We start from the raw sequence: 17,981 nt of genomic DNA, 5'->3' as shown, positions 1-17,981 counted from the left end.
ATGCCAAGTAAATCGAAGAGAGTAAACAAACCGGAGGTAGCACGTGAGCATGTCACTTATGGCGAAAGCAATGGGGGTCAAAGTGGGAAACTCACTGCGTAAGCTCGTCCTGATTAAGTTGGCCGATAACGCCAACGACAAAGGCGAATGCTGGCCTTCGTATCAACACATCGCCGATCAATGCGAATGCAGCAGAACGGCTGTTCGTAACCATATTGATGCTCTTGAAGAAATGGGGCTTATCAGACGTGAGAACCGTGTTGGCGTCAACAACGGAAACCCAACCACTGATCCAGCGAAGGATAAATGCTCTCACCGTCGTACCGGTTGCCGTTTTCGCTACCCACGTCCTGAACCAATGCCAATAAGCAGTTTCCCCGGCTCTCAAAAGGTCTCCTGATGCAAGAGTTACTCGACTATGCGGCCTCGTCGCAGGATGAAGTGTGCGCGTTGATCCTGAATGATGAGCGAGTGTTTCGCTGTCTGAATGTGCATCCGGAGCCCTGGCATCACTTCCGTATAAGTGACGATGACTGGCTTGCAGCAGAGGATGAAGGAGAGGTTACAGCGGTTTTTCATTCGCACCCGCAAAGCCAGCCAGCGCTTTCTGGTGCTGACCGGCAGATGCAGGTAATGACGGGGCTGCCATGGTGGCTTGCATCTGGCGGGCAACTGAGGAAATACAGGCCTGTGCCACTCCTGCTGGGGCGCAGGTTCGACCACGGCATTATGGATTGCTACACGCTTTTCCGGGACGCATATCATCTTTGCGGCATCGACCTGCCGGACTTCGGGAGGACTAACGGATGGTGGTTGCGGGGAGAAAATCTCTATCTCGCCAATATGCAGGTCAATGGCTTCTATCAGGTATCCATGCAGGATGCACAACCAGGCGACGTCATTATCAGACAGCCATTCCCCGGCGCCGACCCGTGCCACTCAATGATTCTCCTTCATGACAACCTGGTGCTTCACCATGACCATGCCGGACACCTCAGCAGACGAGAACAAATGCGACCGGCATACATCAAGCAGACGCATTCAATCTGGAGACACGAACAGTGCTCATCTTTAAATTTGCAGGCAATTTACGCCGATTTTACCGCCAGATATCCCTGAATGTTGATACTCCCGCGCAGGGTTTACGCCTTCTGCTGGCGCAGGATTTCGAATTCAAAAAAGCCTTTCTCAATACAAAGCTGCGGGTGCGGGTGGCGGGCGAGGATGTTGAGGAATCTGCGATGCAATGGCATCTGGACCGCCACCTTAAAGATGGCTCAGTGGTTCTGTTCGTGCCGGTGGTGGAGGGGGGCATTTCTGCTGCTGCGGCCGCATGGATTGCGGTGGCTGTCAGCGTGGCTTCGGTAGCTTACTCGGTCTACATGTCACGCAACATGAAAACCAAAACCTCCGCAGAAGCCGCTGAGACCAATACGCTCACAAACAACTCTTTTACCAGTGCTGAGAACCGGGTAGGCCAGGGCCGGGCGGTGCCACTCCTCCTTGGAGAAATGGAGGTCGGCTCGAACGTTATTTCACTCGGCATCGACACAAGCAACAACCAGGACTGGACGGAATCTATTAGCTAAGGTGGCATTATGTCTTCAGGCGGCGGCAAAGCATCAACCCCCAAACTCCTCGACGATAACCTCAAGTCAAAGCAATTTTACCGGGTACTGGATCTCATCAGTGAAGGGCCTATCTATGGGCCCGTTGATCAGGAACACCTGTCATCGTTCAAGCTCAATAAGACTCCCGTAACTGATGCGACAGGCAGTGTCAGCGTAAATGGTGTCAGCGTCGCCTGGCGCCCCGGCTCTGAAACGCAATCCCCCATTAATGGCTTCTCTGCAATCGAAGCGACGACCATTGTTAACACTGAGGTCACTTACGATACCCCGCTGGTTAGAACCGTGACAGATCAGGACGTGACCCGCGTTCGTTTTAACATCGGCGTCACCGGGCTCATGGAGCAGGACTCCAAGGGTAACCAGAAAAACACCTCTGTAACGATGGTTATCGAGACCAGAACTGGCTCGTCGGGCTGGGTCATGGAGAAGACGGTGACGATTACAGGGAAAATCTCTGGCGAGTACCTTGAGGCGCACGTCATTGATGCCCCCGACACCAAACCGTTTGATATCCGCGTTCGCCGCATTACGCCTGACAGCAGCAGCGATTTGCTGTCAAACGGGACTGTTTGGAACAGCTACAGCGAGATCACCGACGACAACCTTAGCTATCCGTTCTCTGCTGTTGCCGGCTCAGTCATCGACCGTGACCAGTACACCGACACGCCGAGCCGCACATATCATCTTCGCGGGCTGATCGTTGACGTACCGGATAACTACGAGCCAATTGCCAGAACTTACTCCGGGCTGTGGACGGGGGGCTTCAAAAAGGCATGGACTAACAACCCGGCGTGGCTGTTCCGTGAGCTGGCGAAAAACACCCGATTTGGCCTGGCGAAACGCGCCGGATACATCGATGTTGACGATGGTGCACTCTACATTCTGTCGCAATATTGCGATCAGCTTGTAGATGATGGGTATGGCGGCAAAGAGCCACGCATGACGCTCAACGCCTACATCACAGAGCAGGCGAGTGCGCGAGACATTCTCGACAAGATAGCGAGCATGTTCCGTGGCATTGCGCTGTGGGACGGCCTGCGCCTGTCCGTAATGCTGGACGCTCCACAGGATCCGATTGCGACAATCACGAACGCCAACGTTGTGAATGGCGAGTTCAAACGAAGCTCTGTAAAGCGTTCAGAGAAATACAATGCGGTTGTAGTGTCCTGGACTGACCCCGACAACGGATGGGAGCAGGTGAAAGAGTACGTTTCCGACGATGAGATGATAGCCAAAGGGAACTACAACGAAACCACTCTGGAGGCGTTTGGCTGCACCTCTCGCGGACAGGCATGGCGGGCAGGTAAATGGCTGCTGGAAACAGCAAAGCGTGAAAGCAGCAGACTGTCTTTCCAGATGGCACGCGATGCTATCCACTTCACGCCGGGTGATATCGTTGAGGTCATGGATAATGACTACGCAGGAACTCGCCTCGGGGGGAGAATTGTTTCTCATTCCGGGAGGGTGATAACGGTTGACGCGGTTGATTCCTCGTTAGTAACGGACGGCTCCACTATGTCGATTATGGGGAGGGACGGAAAGTTCTCTCGCTATGAGATTGATGGCGTTAACGGAAACAACGTCACACTCAAAAACGAACCTGAATGGGTGAGGGCGGGAACTGTATTTGCCATTTCAACCGCAAGCGTTGCGATTCGCCTTTTCCGGATACTGAGCGTTGCCGAAACGGAAAACAACTCCGTATACAGCATAACGGCCTCATTGCACGACCCCAACAAACAGGCCATCGTTGACGAGGGTGCAGTGTTTGAAGTTCCCAGCGATACGCTGAACGGCTACCGCGTGCCTAACGTGGAAAACCTGCGAATCCTGAACACAAACACCGAGACCGTCCAGGTTACAGCAACGTGGGAGACGGCAACCACTACTAAAAAGCTGGTGTTTGAGCTGTACATCTACAGTGCTGATGGGAAGCTGGTATCTCAGTACGAAACTGACCAGTTCCGGTATGAGTTTTACGGCCTTGCTGCCGGTAGCTACACGCTCGGCGTTCGTGGGCGCAATGAAAACGGGATGAAAGGCGCTGAGACTCAGGTAAGCCTGATTATCGGAGCGCCTAAGCCCCCGAACTCGGTTCAGTGGATACCTGGCCCACTTCAGGCCACTTTAGTTCCGGTCATGTCTGTTACTGCCACATCTGATACTTCTTTTGAATTTTGGTACGCAGGTGAGACTCCGATTCCATTGTCCGACGACATTGAGAATAAAGCTCAATTCCTTGGCCGTGGCAATCAGTGGACCATCCAAAAACTTAAGTTTGACCATGTTTATTACGTTTATGTTCGAACTCGTAATGCATTTGGCGTTTCAGGATTTGTAGAGGCTTCTGGAAAACCAACGGACGACTTCAGTGATATCACCAATGCAATACTGGAGGAGATTAAAGATTCCGAGGTATTTAAGGATATGATTGAGAGTGCCGTAGAAAGTAGCGAGAAACTGGCCGAACTTTCTGATGCGATTAAGGAGAACGCCGATGGGCTGGCTGCCGCCGTAGGTTCGAATAAGCAGACAGCAGAAGCAATCATTGGGAACGCCCTGGCTATTGCTGATGTTGTTGTGCGTCAGACTGCGCAGCAGGGGGCTAACTCTGCGACATTCGAACAGCTCCGGGATGTGATCGCCACTGAGACGGAAGCCCGCGTCACGGATGTTACTCGTCTAGAGGCGAAAACTGCCCAGAATGAAGCGGGTATTACTGATGTTCGCCAGGCGTTAGCAACGGAAACTGAAGCTCGCGCTTCTGCGGTAAGTCAATTGACGGCTGCCACTCAGGCCGCATCTGACAAAGCTGATTCAGCAGCTGCTTTAGGTGCTCAGAATACTGCATCAATCACCAACCTTAGCCAGGTTGTCACAGACCTCGATTCCTCAATGGCATCACGCCTGGAAGAGCTGGGTGCACAAACTGATAAAGCCAGCGGCGGTATTCAGAACAATGCTATCGCGCTGATCACCAGTACGCTCGCGCAGGTTAACCAGCGCAACCTCCTGAGCGTGCAATATGGCGATAACAAAGCCGGTATTGAGCGCGTTGATAACGTGATGGCTGATGCGAGCAAAGCAGTTACTGAATCGCTGAAAACGCTGGACTCCAGCGCAGGTGGTAACACCGCGAACGTGACGGATTTTGCCAAAACCATGGCGGACTTCTCTCAGGCATCTGCTACGCAAATCAATTCGCTAAAGGTCACGGTTAACGGTCAGTCAGCGGCAATTGTCACGAACGCTCAGGTGTCGGCAGATATCAATAACAACCTGAATGCGATGTACAGCATCAAGGTCGCTGTTGATTCTAATGGCAAACAGTACGCAGCAGGAATTGGCATTGGTGTTCAGAATACGCCGTCCGGCATGCAACCGCAGGTTCTGTTCCTTGCTGACCGCTTCGCTGTGATGAGTCAGGCTGGCGGCGCAGTTACTCTGCCTTTTGTCATCCAGAATGGGCAGACATTTATCCGGGATACGTTCATCCAGGACGGTACCATCAGCAACGCCAAGATCGGTAACTACATCCAGTCCAATGATTATGCGGCTGGCTCAAAGGGCTGGAGTATTCCCAAAAATGGCTCACCAGAGTTTAACAGTGGCACCTTCCGTGGGGCACTTTACGCCACAACGGGTAACTTTGGCTTCAGTGGACCGAACAAGGCGACTGTGATTGATAGCAATGGTGTCACTATCAACCTGACCGGAGGCGGCCGTATCGTACTTGGAGAATGGACATAATATGCCAAGAGGACTACTGATTGATCTGAATGATGGCGGAAAGCGGATGGAGATAACGGCGGGTCTTCGGTGCCCGTCTTTTGGAGCCTACTTTGACAGTGGCTACCAGAAAGCCAAATACGCTGATATTGCCGGTTATGTTTCCGGGGCGCAGGTGCTGTTTATCCCGCACGCGACAGCTTACCTTGATTCAGGGCTGCTTCATAAAATGAACTCGGTCACCATATCCGGTGGCCGCGTGACGCAGAACTCCACGATGAAGGACGTAAGCATCAGTGAGCGTGAGAGTACGTACACGTTCCCCGGAAGCATCTGGCAGATATTTCCACCTGGCCAGCGTAAAGGAGAAGGCCTGCTTATTGATGACAGTACTGACTTCCTGGCGATTACCAATGCCACGCAGTCAGGGCAGTGTATCTGGAAGGGGACCGTCAATGTCCCCACTGGCGGCTGGGCAGTTCCCACAATAGCGGGATACGACAAGTCCAAATATATCGTCTTTGGGCGCTGCAATAGCGGTAACACAGTCGATTTCGATGGCAACACGGTCAGGTTCTTCAGCCCTCCATCCACCAACGATGACGCTCCGACAACCGGCACGATAGATATTGTCATATTCGCCAGTGGTGTGGCGCCGCAGCCGGGAACGGGGCTAAACATCTTCAATGCAGCCGGGGCCTGCACGTTTTCAACGACAAAGCGGCCTTTCGTCTACCTCAACCAGCTCTGGACGCCTTCAAAAAATGCCGTGAGCATCGGCAGCGGGTATGTTCCGCTGGGTAGATTCGGGCTGATGGCTCACGAAGTTAATGGCATGTACGTGTATCGAATGTTCGGAATAAAAATACAGAACGGCAGTGCTTCAGTTCAGGGTGGGAAATATCTGGGGCGCGAGCGGTATGCAATTTTTGGTAATGACACGGTAACGCCACTGAACCTTCCCGTTCTTCCCGATATGTACGTCTGAATAAACTGTCTTTTTAATCAACCTCGCTTCGGCGGGGTTTTTTATTGCCTGGAGAAAACATGATTTATACTACTGGCACTATCGCCATCAGCGGAAACACCCTTACAGGTACCGGCACAAACTTCACTGCTGCTGGTTCTCTTATTCGTAACGGCTGTACCGTTATTGCAATGACCAGCCCAGCGCAGGTTTTCCAGATTACCGCGATTGGAAGCGCAACCTCTCTCACCGTTACGCCAGCTGCTAACCCTGCAATCCCTGCTGGAACAAAATATGCCATTCTTCTGAGCGACAGCCTGAGCGTCGACGGTCTGGCGCAGGACATCGCTGAAACCTTCACTATGTATCAGCGTTACATGAGCGGTTTCGCTGATGTGATGAACGGTACTACAGACGTCACTATCACGATTAACGGTGTGGCCGTCACAGTACCAGGCCAGAAATCACTGGCGAAGAAAGGGGCTAACAGCGATATAACCAGCCTAAGTGGCCTGACTACCGCACTCAGCGTTGGCCAGGGTGGCACTGGTGCGAAAACCGCCGCAGACGCTCGCACAAACCTTGGTTTAGGAACATCAGCAGTACGCGATGAGCAGACTTCAATTAATGACGCAACCGCAGATAGAGTAATGACAACCGGCAAAGCGTTTGGGTTGGGTTCTCAGGTTGGTATCCAGACTGCAATAGGGTCAGCTGGCCCAGTTGGCTTCTACGGTTCCGCAGGAACTAACTGGGGAAGTCCCGGTGGGCTGACAGGTGGGTTTGGTGTCATTCAGATGCCAGGCAACAATGCACTTTACCGAACTCAGTTTGCGACAACAGACTCAGGTACAAGAGCATTTCTTCGTTCGATTCAGAATGCAGTTTTTGGATCATGGGTTGAATTCTATACCTCAGGTAACACGACAAAAGCCAGTGACGGCACGCTCAAGGCTGCATCACCTGTTGTGCGTATCGTGAAGTCTCAGGAAGAAAACCAGCGAACTGATGTAGACGAAGACGGATTCTCCTGGTGCGGTTGCGCTACGGCGAATGAGGAGGCCGAGGGGGTTCATATAAGCCGCATCGATGTCGGTGTTTATACGCTGACTGGCTCTGCCGGTCTGGCATCTTCTGGCTGGCAACTTCTGCCGCCGATGGATCCGGGTGGGATGGGTGAGCTCGGTATTGTTGAAGCTGCGAAAGGGGATGATGGGGTTCTGACCATTCGCCTGTTTAAGCGCAAATACATGCTGAGCGATGAAGGGGAGATCGTCAAAACAAAAGGGGCTCCTATGGATGTTCCGGCCAACAGCTGGATCGACGTTCGCCTCGATATGCCAGAGGATAGCATCTGGAAAACAAGAGCTTCCGAAGCTTCTCTTGAACTGACAGAGCAGCCTGAGGACATTCAGCCTTAAAAATTAATAGGCGAACCCAAATTGATCTGCATTCCATTCGAAACTACTGTATATAAACACAGTAATAAAGGGAGTGCAGATTATGCCCCGAATTTCAGATATTCAGGCCGCCTTTATTGCGGCCATAGAGCTTAACCCAAAGGGCTACCGCTACCTGAGAACAGACAGCTTTATAGAAAAGTTGCGTGGTTTTAACTGGCACTTCACCCGAGCCGACGCCAATGCATGGATAGAGCTCAATCAGCCAGGCTTCGCTGACAAGACGACAGACGGTAGCGACAACAGGTACTGGATCCTGCGTAACATGGGGAGGGTGCACTGATGGGATTCGCATCACCAGCTGCTGATTACGTTGAAGAACGCATATCGCTCGACAAGCGACTTATCGCGCATCCGTCGGCAACGTACATGATGATAGCTGGCTCTACATACCTGCGAGCCGGCATCATAAAGGGCGCGATGCTTATCGTCGACTCGTCGCTGACACCAAAAGACGGCTCTCTTCTGGTGTGCGCTATTGATGGTGAATTCAGGATCATGCGCTACAGGACTCTACCGCATCCCTGCTTGGAGAACCCTGAGAATGGAAGAAGGGAGCCGTTGCCGTCGAAGGACGAAGTGTCGGATACATCGAGGCCGGTGTTTGGGGTGATCACCTACAGTATCAACGATGCGCGTTCGGGCGAGTTCGACGACTGCCAGGTGATGTGAAAAACGCGTTGTGTACCAAATTGCGTACCAAATGAAAATGTGCTGAGGTTGGTGGCTTTAATAGCGCGGGTTTCGTGGCTACTGCGCGTAATCGTGGAACAAAAATGTAGGGCGCGCGGCTGAATCAGACACCAGTAATACCATCCTGTTAAAAAATGACGTCTCTATGGTAAACGATCGTGCAGGTCAGTCCGAATAAAAAGCGCCCTCACCGTGCAAATTTGCGAGGCCGCTTCAGCGTAAAATCTGCTTTCTGTCACATTTTTTTGCAATTAAGCCAGGTAACGACAACAGAACTCCCGTAAAAAGGTCATCGATTTTTAATGACCTGAGGATATACCGTTGAAACGCCGTCTGTTTATTGCTGTTTCTTTACTCGCTTCGAGTGTCTCTTCTGCCTTCGCGGCCGATCCGCTGGATTTTTCGCCGCAGCCTCCGGCCATTCAGGCGGGCTCCTGGGTGCTAATGGATTACACGACTGGTCAGATCTTAACGGCGGGCAACGAACATCAACAACGTAATCCGGCGAGCCTTACCAAGCTGATGACGGGCTACGTTGTCGATCGGGCCATCGACAGCCACCGCATTACCCCGGATGACATCGTTACCGTTGGCCGCGACGCGTGGGCAAAAGGGAACCCGGTGTTTGAAGGATCGTCGCTGATGTTCCTGAAAGAGGGCGATCGCGTCTCGGTGCGCGACCTGAGCCGTGGTCTGATTGTGGATTCCGGTAACGACGCCTGCGTGGCGCTGGCGGATCACGTAGCGGGGGGTCAGCCGCAGTTTGTGAAGATGATGAACGACTATGTACAAAAGCTGAATCTGCGCGATACCCACTTTGAAACCGTCCACGGTCTGGACGCGCCGGGCCAGCACAGCTCTGCCTATGACCTGGCCGTGCTCTCCCGGGCTATCATTCACGGCGAGCCAGAGTTCTACCACATGTACAGCGAAAAGAGCCTTACCTGGAACGGGATCACCCAACAAAACCGTAACGGCCTGCTGTGGGATAAAACCATGAACGTTGATGGCCTGAAAACGGGGCACACGTCGGGAGCGGGCTTTAACCTGATTGCGTCAGCGGTTGACGGTCAGCGTCGTTTAATCGCGGTGGTGATGGGCGCTGACAGCCCGAAAGGGCGTGAGGAACAGGCCCGGAAGCTGCTGCACTGGGGGCAGCAGAACTTTGATACGGTGCAGATCCTGCATAACGGCAAAAAAGTGGGAACAGAGCGTATCTGGTACGGCGATAAAGAGCAGGTGGAACTGGGCACCGACCATGATTTCTGGCTGGCCTTGCCTAAAACAGAAGTTCCTAACATCAAAGCCAAGTACGTGCTGGATAAAAAAGAGCTGGAAGCGCCGATTGCGGCTCATCAGCGGGTAGGGGAGATCCAGCTTTACGACCGTGACAAAGTCGTGGCGCACTGGCCTCTGGTGACGCTCGAAGCGGTGAATAAAGGCGGCCTCTTCTCCCGTCTGAGCGATTATCTGCATCACACGCTGTAACGGCCTGCGTTAAAGCACATGAGCAGACTGGCGCGGTTGCGAGTCTGCTCACATAATAAACACTCCTCGTTTGCTGAACAGTTAAAACCTGCTTTATAGTGTATAAATATACAGTAATAAAAGGAGGCAGCATGGACTACAGCATCAAGCAGCAACAGAAACGTAAAATCGCCGGCTTTCATCTGGTCGGGCCGTGGGACAAAACGGTAAAACAGGGCTTCGAACAGTTAGTCATGTGGGTGGATGGCCGTCACATTCAGCCGCTGGAGTGGGTTGCGGTTTACTACGATAATCCGGACGAGGTCCCGGCAGAAAAATTGCGCTGTGACACGGCCGTAACGGTCCCGGACGATTTTGTCATTCCTGAAAACAGCGAAGGCGTCATGATGACGGAAATCGCCGCTGGAGAGTATGCGGTGGCGGCGGCGCGCGTTGAAAACCATGACTTCGCGACCCCATGGAACCAGTTCTTTAATTCCCTCTTGCAGGACAACAGCTACCAGATGGCGCCTAAACCCTGTTTCGAGCGCTACCTTAATGATGGTAACGCGGACGGTTACTGGGACATCGAAATGTATATTGGTGTAGAGCACAAAGCGGGTTAAGCCTGGTTATTACAGGGTTTTTCAGCCGGGTGTGATCCGCCCGGCTGAAAACACAGTACAATTGTGATTTGCCGTGTAGCTGGAGAGCGGGTGTGCGTCCCGACAAATCATTAACCCCTTTTGAAATTCGTCTGTACAAACACTACCGCGTGGTACATGGGTGCCGTATCGCGCTGGCCTTTGTGTTGACGTTTGTGCTGGTTCGTTTGCTGGATGTTCCTGAGGGAACATGGCCGCTTATCACGCTGGTGGTCGTGATGGGGCCTATTTCGTTCTGGGGGAACGTTGTTCCACGCGCCTTCGAGCGCATTGGCGGTACCGTTTTAGGCTCTGCCCTGGGGCTTATCGCGCTGAAGCTTGAGCTTATCTCGTTTCCGGTTATGTTGATCTGGTGCGGTGCCGCGATGTTCCTTTGCGGCTGGCTGGCTTTAGGCAAAAGGCCCTATCAGGCGCTGCTGATTGGTATCACGCTGTCGGTGGTGGTCGGTGCCCCGGCAGGGGATATGACGACCGCCCTGTGGCGAAGCGGGGACGTTATCCTCGGCTCATTGCTGGCTATGCTTTTTACCGGCATCTGGCCACAGCGTGCTTTTCTGCACTGGCGTATTCAGATGGCTAACTATGTCACCGCGTTCAACCGCGTCTATCAGGCCGGATTTTCCCCTAACCTGGTTGAGCGCCCCCGGCTGGAAAAACACCTGCAAACGATCCTCAACGATGTGGTCAGGATGCGCGGGCTGATTACTCCGACCAGCAAAGAAACCCATATCCATAAATCCATTTTTGAAGCCATTCAGACGGTAAGCCGCAATCTGGTATGCATGCTTGAGCTGCAAATCAACGCGCACTGGGCTTCTCGTCCCAGCCACCTTTTAATGCTCAACGCCCATACCTTAAAAGAGACGCAGCAGATGACGCAGCAAACGCTGCTCACCATCGCCCACGCGCTTTATGAAGGTAACCCGCAGCCCATCCTGGCAAACAGTGAACGTCTGAATGAGATCGTTGCGGAGCTGAAGCAGTTAATGAATGAGCGTCAGAGCGATAACGTCGCGGAAACGCCTATTCATGGTTATGTCTGGCTGAGTATGGAGCTGGCGCGGCAGCTGGAGCTACTGTCGCATCTCATTTGCCGGGCGCTGCGCAAATAAAGAGCAGCTATCTCCATATGTGACGCCTGCTGCTTCGATTCAGCATCAATTGGGGTTATGATAGCTTTAAACGATATACTCATTGTCATTCGCAGCCGCTGTCAGTAAGGTTATTGTTACAACGGTTGCTTTAACGAATCCGAATCTCACATTATCAGGGGTGTAAAAATGGAAACTACCAAGCCTTCGTTCCAGGATGTTCTGGAATTCGTCCGCCTGTTCCGCCGCAAAAACAAACTGCAGCGTGAAATCCAGGACGTTGAGAAGAAGATCCGTGACAACCAAAAACGTGTCCTGCTGCTCGATAACCTGAGCGACTACATCAAGCCAGGCATGAGCGTTGAGGCTATTCAGGGCATCATCGCCAGCATGAAGAGTGACTACGAAGACCGCGTTGATGACTACATCATCAAAAACGCTGAGCTGTCTAAAGAACGCCGTGATATCTCCAAGAAACTGAAAGTAATGGGCGAAATCAAAAACGGTGAAGCCAAAAGCGAGTAATCGCCGATGAATACAAAAAAGGCTCTCTGGTGACAGAGAGCCTTTTTTATTACGCAGTACGCGGCTGTAGCTGATAAATCCAGGCGTTGACCTGTTTTCCATCCGGCGTGGTCACATTGACCTCAACCCGATCGTAGCCGTCTTCAAATTCGTCCAGCATTGGCCAGTGTGCACTCAGGCTATCAGAGATAAACAGAAAGCCCTCCACGCGTGGGCCGTCCGGGTGCAGCACTATTCCCGGAAAATCTGCCGCCGCGCCCCAGCCACGTTCGTAAAACGTCCCGGTGACAAAACCGGCATGCCATTCGCCACCGATGTTTTCAAGAATATGTGCATTCGCGTGACCCGGGCGTAGCGTGCCGTAGACAAACAGAGCGTTCATTTTCCCTCACCAGCAAAGCAAAAAGCCTGCTATAAAAGCAGGCTTTTTAAATTTGGCTCCTCTGACTGGACTCGAACCAGTGACATACGGATTAACAGTCCGCCGTTCTACCGACTGAACTACAGAGGAATCGTTGTGGAGGCTTATCTTAGCGGCGAAAAAAGTTTTGTCAAACCTGATCTTAGCGATTAGCGATCGATTGATGATTCTGTCGACAGTTTGTTGTAAATCCACACATCTTTTTATGGAAAATACTTTGCAGGTTTAGCATTTCTCCCCCATCATTTGAAATGGAGTTTCAACTTTCTCGTTAAGGTCCATTTTGAACGTCACTGCCCCCCTACGCCAGGCGATTATGCGCACGCCATGGTATGCAAAGCGTAAAAGCTATCGTGTTCTGTTCTGGCGTGAAATCACCCCCCTTGCCGTGCCTATTTTCCTGGAAAACACCTGCGTTCTGTTGATGGGGGTGCTGAGTACCTTCCTGGTCAGCTGGCTGGGTAAAGAGGCGATGGCCGGTGTCGGGCTGGCGGACAGCTTTAACATGGTGGTTATTTCTTTTTTTGCCGCCATTGACCTCGGGACGACAGTTGTCGTCGCCTTTAGCCTCGGCAAGCTCGATCCTAAACGTGCGCGCGAGGCTGCCCGACAGTCGCTGATGATCATGACCATTTTCTCGATCGTGCTGGCGGCGGTGATCCACTATTTCGGCAGGGAAATTATCGATTTTGTCGCCGGTGAGGCCACAAATGAAGTTAAAGACCTGGCGCTGACCTACCTGGAAATGACGGTCCTGAGTTATCCGGCTGCAGCCATCGCGCTGATTGGCAGCGGCGCGCTGCGCGGGGCGGGCAACACCAAAATTCCGTTGCTGATAAACGGCGGGATGAACATCCTGAATATTATTATCAGCAGCGTGCTGATCTACGGCGTCTTCTCCTGGGACGGGCTCGGGTTCGTGGGTGCCGGGCTGGGGTTAACGATTTCACGTTATATCGGTGCGGCCGCCATTCTCGGGGTGCTGATGGCGGGGATCACGCCGTCACTGCGCCTTACGCTGAAGAGCTATTTCCGCCCCTTTAACTTCGCCATTATCTGGGAAGTGATGGGAATTGGTATTCCCGCCAGTATTGAATCCGTGTTGTTTAACGGGGGCAAGCTGTTGACGCAAATGTTTGTCGCCGGGATGGGGACTGATGTTATCGCCGGTAACTTTATTGCCTTCTCCATCGCCTCCCTGATAAACCTGCCGGGCAACGCCCTCGGTTCGGCGTCGACCATCATCACTGGTAAACGGCTGGGAAAAGGGCAGATAGGGCAGGCGGAACGGCAGTTGCGGCACGTCTTCTGGCTGTCAACCATTGGCCTGACGTTGATCGCCTGGGGAAGCGACCCCTTTGCCGGGCTTATGGCCTCTTTTTATACCCACGAAGATGATGTCAAAGAGGTCGTTAAGATCCTGATCTGGCTGAACGCGGCCTTTATGCCCATCTGGGCGGCTTCATGGGTTCTGCCTGCCGGGCTGAAAGGGGCACGCGATGCACGCTTCGCGATGTGGGTATCAATGCTCGGCATGTGGGGTTGCCGCGTGGTGGTGGGTTACACGCTCGGGGTCATGCTTGGCATGGGGGTTGTCGGCGTCTGGCTGGGGATGTTCCTTGACTGGGCGGTGCGTGGGGCGTTGTTCTACTGGCGTATGGTCAGTGGGCGCTGGCTCTGGAAATACCCGCGAATAAAACAGGAACCGACGACCACAGAATCAACAAAATGCCTGACAAATGCGCGAAGTGGAGAATAATTCGGCAAACAGTCAGAAATATGCATTCTGCCTTTGACATCATCGGGGAGCATCGATAATATGCGCCCCGTTCACACGATTCCTCTGTAGTTCAGTCGGTAGAACGGCGGACTGTTAATCCGTATGTCACTGGTTCGAGTCCAGTCAGAGGAGCCAAATTTAAAAAGCCTGCTTTTATAGCAGGCTTTTTGCTTTTCTGCGTTCTGAAAAGGTCCGATGCCACGGGCTTACAGCCGGGTCAGGCGAAACCGCCGCCCGGCATCCACTGCTATTTCTAATGGTTAACCCGAACCGGCATCGTCGCCTCAAGCAACCATTGCCGCGCGTCGCTGTCGACCAACGGTAACAGGGCCTCACGCACCTGCTGATGATACTCATCCAGCCACTGTTTTTCCTGTTCGTTCAGCAGCTGTAACTCGACCTGGCTCAGGTCGATCGGGATCAGCGTCAGTGAGGAAAACGTGCAGAATCCCGGACGGCTTTCGACAATCTCCACCTGGTTTTCAATGCGGATCCCATGGCTGTCCGCCAGATAATATCCAGGCTCGATAGTCATGATGGTGCCGGCCACCAGGGGCCACGGATTAACCTTTTTGGCGAGACGATGCGGGTTCTCATGGATAAGCAACTGATGTCCTACCCCATGCCCTGTCCCGTGATCGTAATCCAGCCCCATTTCCCACAGCGGACGACGCGCGAAGGCATCGAGCTGATGGCCCTGACTGCCGGAGGGGAACGGTAAGGTTATCAACGACAGGAACCCTCTCAGTACGGCGGTGTAGTGCAACTTCTGCTGTGGCGGCACGCTACCCCATGCCAGCGTACGCGTGGCGTCAGTGGTGCCGTTATGGTACTGACCGCCGGAATCATTAAGGTAAAAATGATGATGACCGATGGGCTTATTGCTGGCTTCGCTTGAGTGATAGTGGCACATCGCCGCATTACTGGAGGAGGCGGAGATGGTGGCAAAACTTTGCTCAATAAATCCAGGCTGCTGTTTACGGAACGCAAGCTGCTGCGCCTGCGCTTCCAGCTCCGTCAGCGGTTTTCCCGCCGCCTCACGCAGGGGGACTTCACGGCTTAGCCAGGCCAGGAAATTCACCCAGGCAGCACCGTCCTGGTGATGACACTCGCGATACCCGGCAAGTTCGACCGGGTTTTTAGTGGCTTTCATCAGAGTGATGGGATCGGTTCGCCAGACTATTTCGCCCTCTGGCTCAATGGCAAAGCGCAGGGCGACCGGTGCGGAATCGGCATCAACCATCACCCGCTTGCCTTGTGACAGGCGCTGGCAGCGTTCGATAAAGGCATCCTGTGGCGCAATCCTGAACGCGTTTCTCACGCTCTCGGGTAGCTCGCTGAGCTTATTGTCGTTAACAAACCACTCCACGCTACCGTCACGGTCAAGAAGGGCAAAGGAGAGGGGAACAGGACTGGATGGAATGTCAGTGCCACGCACGTTCAATAGCCAGGCGATGTTATCCGGCAGAGTCACGGCCAGATAATCGGCATCGTGTGCGGCCAGCACGGCGGCAACGCGCTGGCGTTTGGCGAGGCTGCTTTCGCCACTGACCTCTACCGGCATTTCTCGAATACGTCCCGCCGGCGCGGCAGGGCGATCGTGCCATAAGGTATCAAACGGCGACTGACTGAGCGGAACCAGTTCACAGGGTGTTGCAGACAGCTGCCCGAACTCCGTATTGGTCATCAGCAGTGCTTCAAACCCAATACGCATGCCGGCCCCGGCGTTGGCTGTGAGCCATTCGGCCAGCGGTTCATTGTGCAGATGGTGGATTTCAATTTCATCCATATTGACCTGAAGGCGAGCCTGAACCTGATAGCGGCCATCGACAAACAGCAGGGCTGTGTTTTTCAGTATCAACGCCAGACCTGCGGAGCCATCAAAGCCCGTCAGCCAGGCCAGCTTTTCATCGTACGGCGCGCAGTACTCACTCTGCCAGGCATCGGCGCGCGGCACGATCATGCCATCAAGATTGTTTTCCTGTAGCCATCGGCGCAGGGCCGATAAGCGTGATGGGGTGTGCATGGTTATTCCTTGTTCTGGTTAGCGGAATGGCGGCTCGTTGAAGGTACGTAATTTACGGGAATGCAGCCTGTCACCTTCCGCACGCAGCAAATCAATGGCGCGAATGCCGATTTGCAGATGTTCGGAGATTGCCCCTTCATAGAAACGGTTGGCCTGACCCGGAAGCTTAATTTCGCCGTGCAGCGGTTTGTCGGAAACGCACAGCAGCGTGCCGTAAGGGACGCGGAAGCGATATCCCTGTGCGGCGATGGTGGCGCTTTCCATATCAATCGCGACGGCACGGCTGAGGTTGAAACGCAGCGCGGAGGCGGAGTAACGCAGTTCCCAGTTGCGGTCATCCGTCGTCACTACCGTACCGGTACGCAGACGCTGTTTAACCTCTTCACCCGGCATACCGCTCACCTCTTTGGTGGCGTCATACAGCGCACGCTGCACTTCGGCGATGCTCGGGATAGGAATATCCGGTGGAAGCACAGCGTCAAGCACATGGTCATCACGCAGATAGGCGTGGGCCAGCACGTAGTCGCCAATCAGCTGGCTTTCACGCAGGCCGCCGCAGTGTCCAATCATCAGCCACACGTCCGGGCGCAATACCGCCAGATGGTCGCAGATGGTTTTGGCATTTGACGGACCAACCCCGATGTTAATTAAGGTGATCCCCTGGCCGTCAGCGGTGATCAGGTGCCAGGCAGGCATCTGGTGCTTTTTCCACGCCAGGTCGGAGATGGCCTGCTCGGGTGCCTCGGTTTCCGCGGTGATCCAGATCCCGCCGGCGCAGGACAGCGCGATGTAAGGGCTATCCGGGTCGAGGATCTGGCTACAGCCCCAACGGACAAACTCGTCGACATAGCGGGTGTAGTTGGTAAACAGTACAAAGGGCTGGAAATGGTCGACGGGCGTCCCGGTGTAGTGACGCAGGCGCGCCAGAGAGAAATCCACGCGGCGGGCATCAAAGTGCGACAGCGGTGAAAATTCTGCCGGGTGGTAGATACCATCCGCCGTCTCATCGCCAATCTGCGACAGCTCGGTGGTCGGGAAATGGCGCGTCAGTCCCGCGCTCATGGAGCGGTCAAGGGTTAATGCCGAACCGTCAATCACATACGGATACGGGATCTCATGCTGTGAGGGTTCAACGGCAATGTGCGCGCCGTAATCCTGATACAACAGCGTGAGTTGCTCTTCAAGATAAGGGCGGAACAGTGCAGGGCGGGTGACGGTGGTGCTGTAGCAGCCGGAGTGGGTAAAGCGTGCGTAGGCGCGCGTTTTCGGCGTGTTAGTCGCGCTGCCGTCCCAGGTGACGGAAAGCGATGGATAAACAAAAAGGCCCTTACTTCTGGCCTTTTCGTCGGGGAGTTTCCCTGTTTCGATATACTCACTGATGGCGCTGCGCAGCGCGTTGACGGACTGTTCATACAGTGCATCGAGTTTTTCCAGTGCCTGAGCCGGGGTCAGGCTGGAGCCCTTATTATTCATCTCTGTCTCCTTGTTCCACAGGTGTGCGACTCTACCCGATAGTATGTCACACG

At 53.6% G+C, this 17,981-nt stretch carries 16 protein-coding genes and 2 tRNA genes; 14 read left to right on the top strand and 4 right to left on the bottom strand.

All coding sequences use genetic code 11. From position 1 onward, the window contains the following. Positions 1 to 49: 49 nt before the first annotated feature. The 12 genes from HV340_RS14390 to HV340_RS14335 all read left to right on the top strand — a co-directional run bounded on the left by HV340_RS14390 (position 50) and on the right by HV340_RS14335 (position 12,228). Positions 50 to 400 (top strand): helix-turn-helix domain-containing protein, encoded by a 351-nt coding sequence (locus tag HV340_RS14390; RefSeq protein ID WP_249415717.1) that lies wholly within the window; start codon positions 50 to 52, stop codon positions 398 to 400. After that, positions 400 to 1,119, top strand: a complete 720-nt coding sequence (locus HV340_RS14385) for a C40 family peptidase (RefSeq protein WP_022651026.1) — start codon at positions 400 to 402, stop codon at positions 1,117 to 1,119. Before HV340_RS14390 ends, HV340_RS14385 begins: the two co-directional genes overlap by 1 nt. Then, the gene (locus HV340_RS14380) at positions 1,062 to 1,589 is read left to right on the top strand and encodes a tail assembly protein (protein ID WP_017384991.1); all 528 of its coding nucleotides are present in this window, start codon (positions 1,062 to 1,064) and stop codon (positions 1,587 to 1,589) included. The genes HV340_RS14385 and HV340_RS14380 overlap by 58 nt, the downstream gene beginning before the upstream one ends. A 9-nt stretch (positions 1,590 to 1,598) precedes the next feature. Continuing rightward, positions 1,599 to 5,381 carry a phage tail protein gene (locus HV340_RS14375; RefSeq protein ID WP_181216061.1) on the top strand — a complete coding sequence of 1,261 codons (3,783 nt, stop codon included), beginning with the start codon at positions 1,599 to 1,601 and terminating at the stop codon, positions 5,379 to 5,381. 1 nt (position 5,382) lies between these two features. Further along, positions 5,383 to 6,348, top strand: a complete 966-nt coding sequence (locus HV340_RS14370; protein WP_032659060.1) for a DUF6453 family protein — start codon at positions 5,383 to 5,385, stop codon at positions 6,346 to 6,348. Between the two features lie 59 nt (positions 6,349 to 6,407). Continuing rightward, a complete protein-coding gene (locus tag HV340_RS14365; protein WP_181216060.1) occupies positions 6,408 to 7,748 on the top strand; it encodes a pyocin knob domain-containing protein in 1,341 nt (446 codons plus the stop codon). Positions 7,749 to 7,830: 82 nt separating this feature from the next. Continuing rightward, entirely contained in the window at positions 7,831 to 8,070 is a 240-nt protein-coding gene (locus HV340_RS14360) for a hypothetical protein (protein ID WP_181216059.1), read from the top strand. Then, entirely contained in the window at positions 8,070 to 8,459 is a 390-nt protein-coding gene (locus tag HV340_RS14355) for a S24 family peptidase (RefSeq protein ID WP_181216058.1), read from the top strand. The genes HV340_RS14360 and HV340_RS14355 overlap by 1 nt, the downstream gene beginning before the upstream one ends. A 342-nt stretch (positions 8,460 to 8,801) precedes the next feature. Next, positions 8,802 to 9,968: a serine-type D-Ala-D-Ala carboxypeptidase DacD gene (dacD, locus tag HV340_RS14350; RefSeq protein ID WP_181216057.1), complete on the top strand. Its 1,167-nt coding sequence runs from the start codon at positions 8,802 to 8,804 to the stop codon at positions 9,966 to 9,968. A gap of 131 nt (positions 9,969 to 10,099) precedes the next feature. Continuing rightward, on the top strand, positions 10,100 to 10,573 hold the full coding sequence (gene sbmC / locus HV340_RS14345; RefSeq protein WP_059305514.1) for a DNA gyrase inhibitor SbmC: 474 nt from the start codon (positions 10,100 to 10,102) through the stop codon (positions 10,571 to 10,573). A 92-nt stretch (positions 10,574 to 10,665) separates the two neighbouring features. After that, a complete protein-coding gene (locus tag HV340_RS14340) occupies positions 10,666 to 11,724 on the top strand; it encodes an FUSC family protein (protein ID WP_181216056.1) in 1,059 nt (352 codons plus the stop codon). 168 nt (positions 11,725 to 11,892) lie between these two features. Beyond that, a complete protein-coding gene (locus tag HV340_RS14335; RefSeq protein ID WP_008499467.1) occupies positions 11,893 to 12,228 on the top strand; it encodes a DUF496 family protein in 336 nt (111 codons plus the stop codon). A 49-nt stretch (positions 12,229 to 12,277) separates the two neighbouring features. Here HV340_RS14335 and HV340_RS14330 read toward each other — a convergent pair whose 3' ends face one another. Both HV340_RS14330 and HV340_RS14325 read right to left on the bottom strand, forming a co-directional pair. Continuing rightward, positions 12,278 to 12,610 carry a gamma-glutamylcyclotransferase family protein gene (locus HV340_RS14330; protein ID WP_059305512.1) on the bottom strand — a complete coding sequence of 111 codons (333 nt, stop codon included), beginning with the start codon at positions 12,608 to 12,610 and terminating at the stop codon, positions 12,278 to 12,280. Between the two features lie 53 nt (positions 12,611 to 12,663). Continuing rightward, positions 12,664 to 12,739, bottom strand: a tRNA-Asn gene (locus tag HV340_RS14325). Between the two features lie 226 nt (positions 12,740 to 12,965). Between HV340_RS14325 and emmdR the strand changes: the two genes are divergently transcribed. Together emmdR and HV340_RS14315 are read left to right on the top strand one after the other, a co-directional pair. Beyond that, on the top strand, positions 12,966 to 14,408 hold the full coding sequence (gene emmdR / locus HV340_RS14320; protein WP_249415700.1) for a multidrug efflux MATE transporter EmmdR: 1,443 nt from the start codon (positions 12,966 to 12,968) through the stop codon (positions 14,406 to 14,408). An 80-nt stretch (positions 14,409 to 14,488) separates the two neighbouring features. After that, positions 14,489 to 14,564: transfer RNA gene (locus tag HV340_RS14315), tRNA-Asn, on the top strand. A gap of 118 nt (positions 14,565 to 14,682) precedes the next feature. On the opposite strand, the gene HV340_RS14310 is transcribed toward HV340_RS14315, so the two are convergent. Together HV340_RS14310 and HV340_RS14305 are read right to left on the bottom strand one after the other, a co-directional pair. Beyond that, positions 14,683 to 16,455 carry an aminopeptidase P family protein gene (locus tag HV340_RS14310; RefSeq protein WP_059305510.1) on the bottom strand — a complete coding sequence of 591 codons (1,773 nt, stop codon included), beginning with the start codon at positions 16,453 to 16,455 and terminating at the stop codon, positions 14,683 to 14,685. An 18-nt stretch (positions 16,456 to 16,473) separates the two neighbouring features. Continuing rightward, positions 16,474 to 17,928 (bottom strand): AMP nucleosidase, encoded by a 1,455-nt coding sequence (locus tag HV340_RS14305; RefSeq protein WP_014170778.1) that lies wholly within the window; start codon positions 17,926 to 17,928, stop codon positions 16,474 to 16,476. Between the last annotated feature and the right edge of the window lie 53 nt (positions 17,929 to 17,981).

The organism is Enterobacter sp. RHBSTW-00975 (assembly GCF_013615235.1).
Classification (GTDB): Bacteria; Pseudomonadota; Gammaproteobacteria; order Enterobacterales; family Enterobacteriaceae; genus Enterobacter; species Enterobacter ludwigii.
This window is presented reverse-complemented; position numbering and strand designations above follow the sequence as displayed.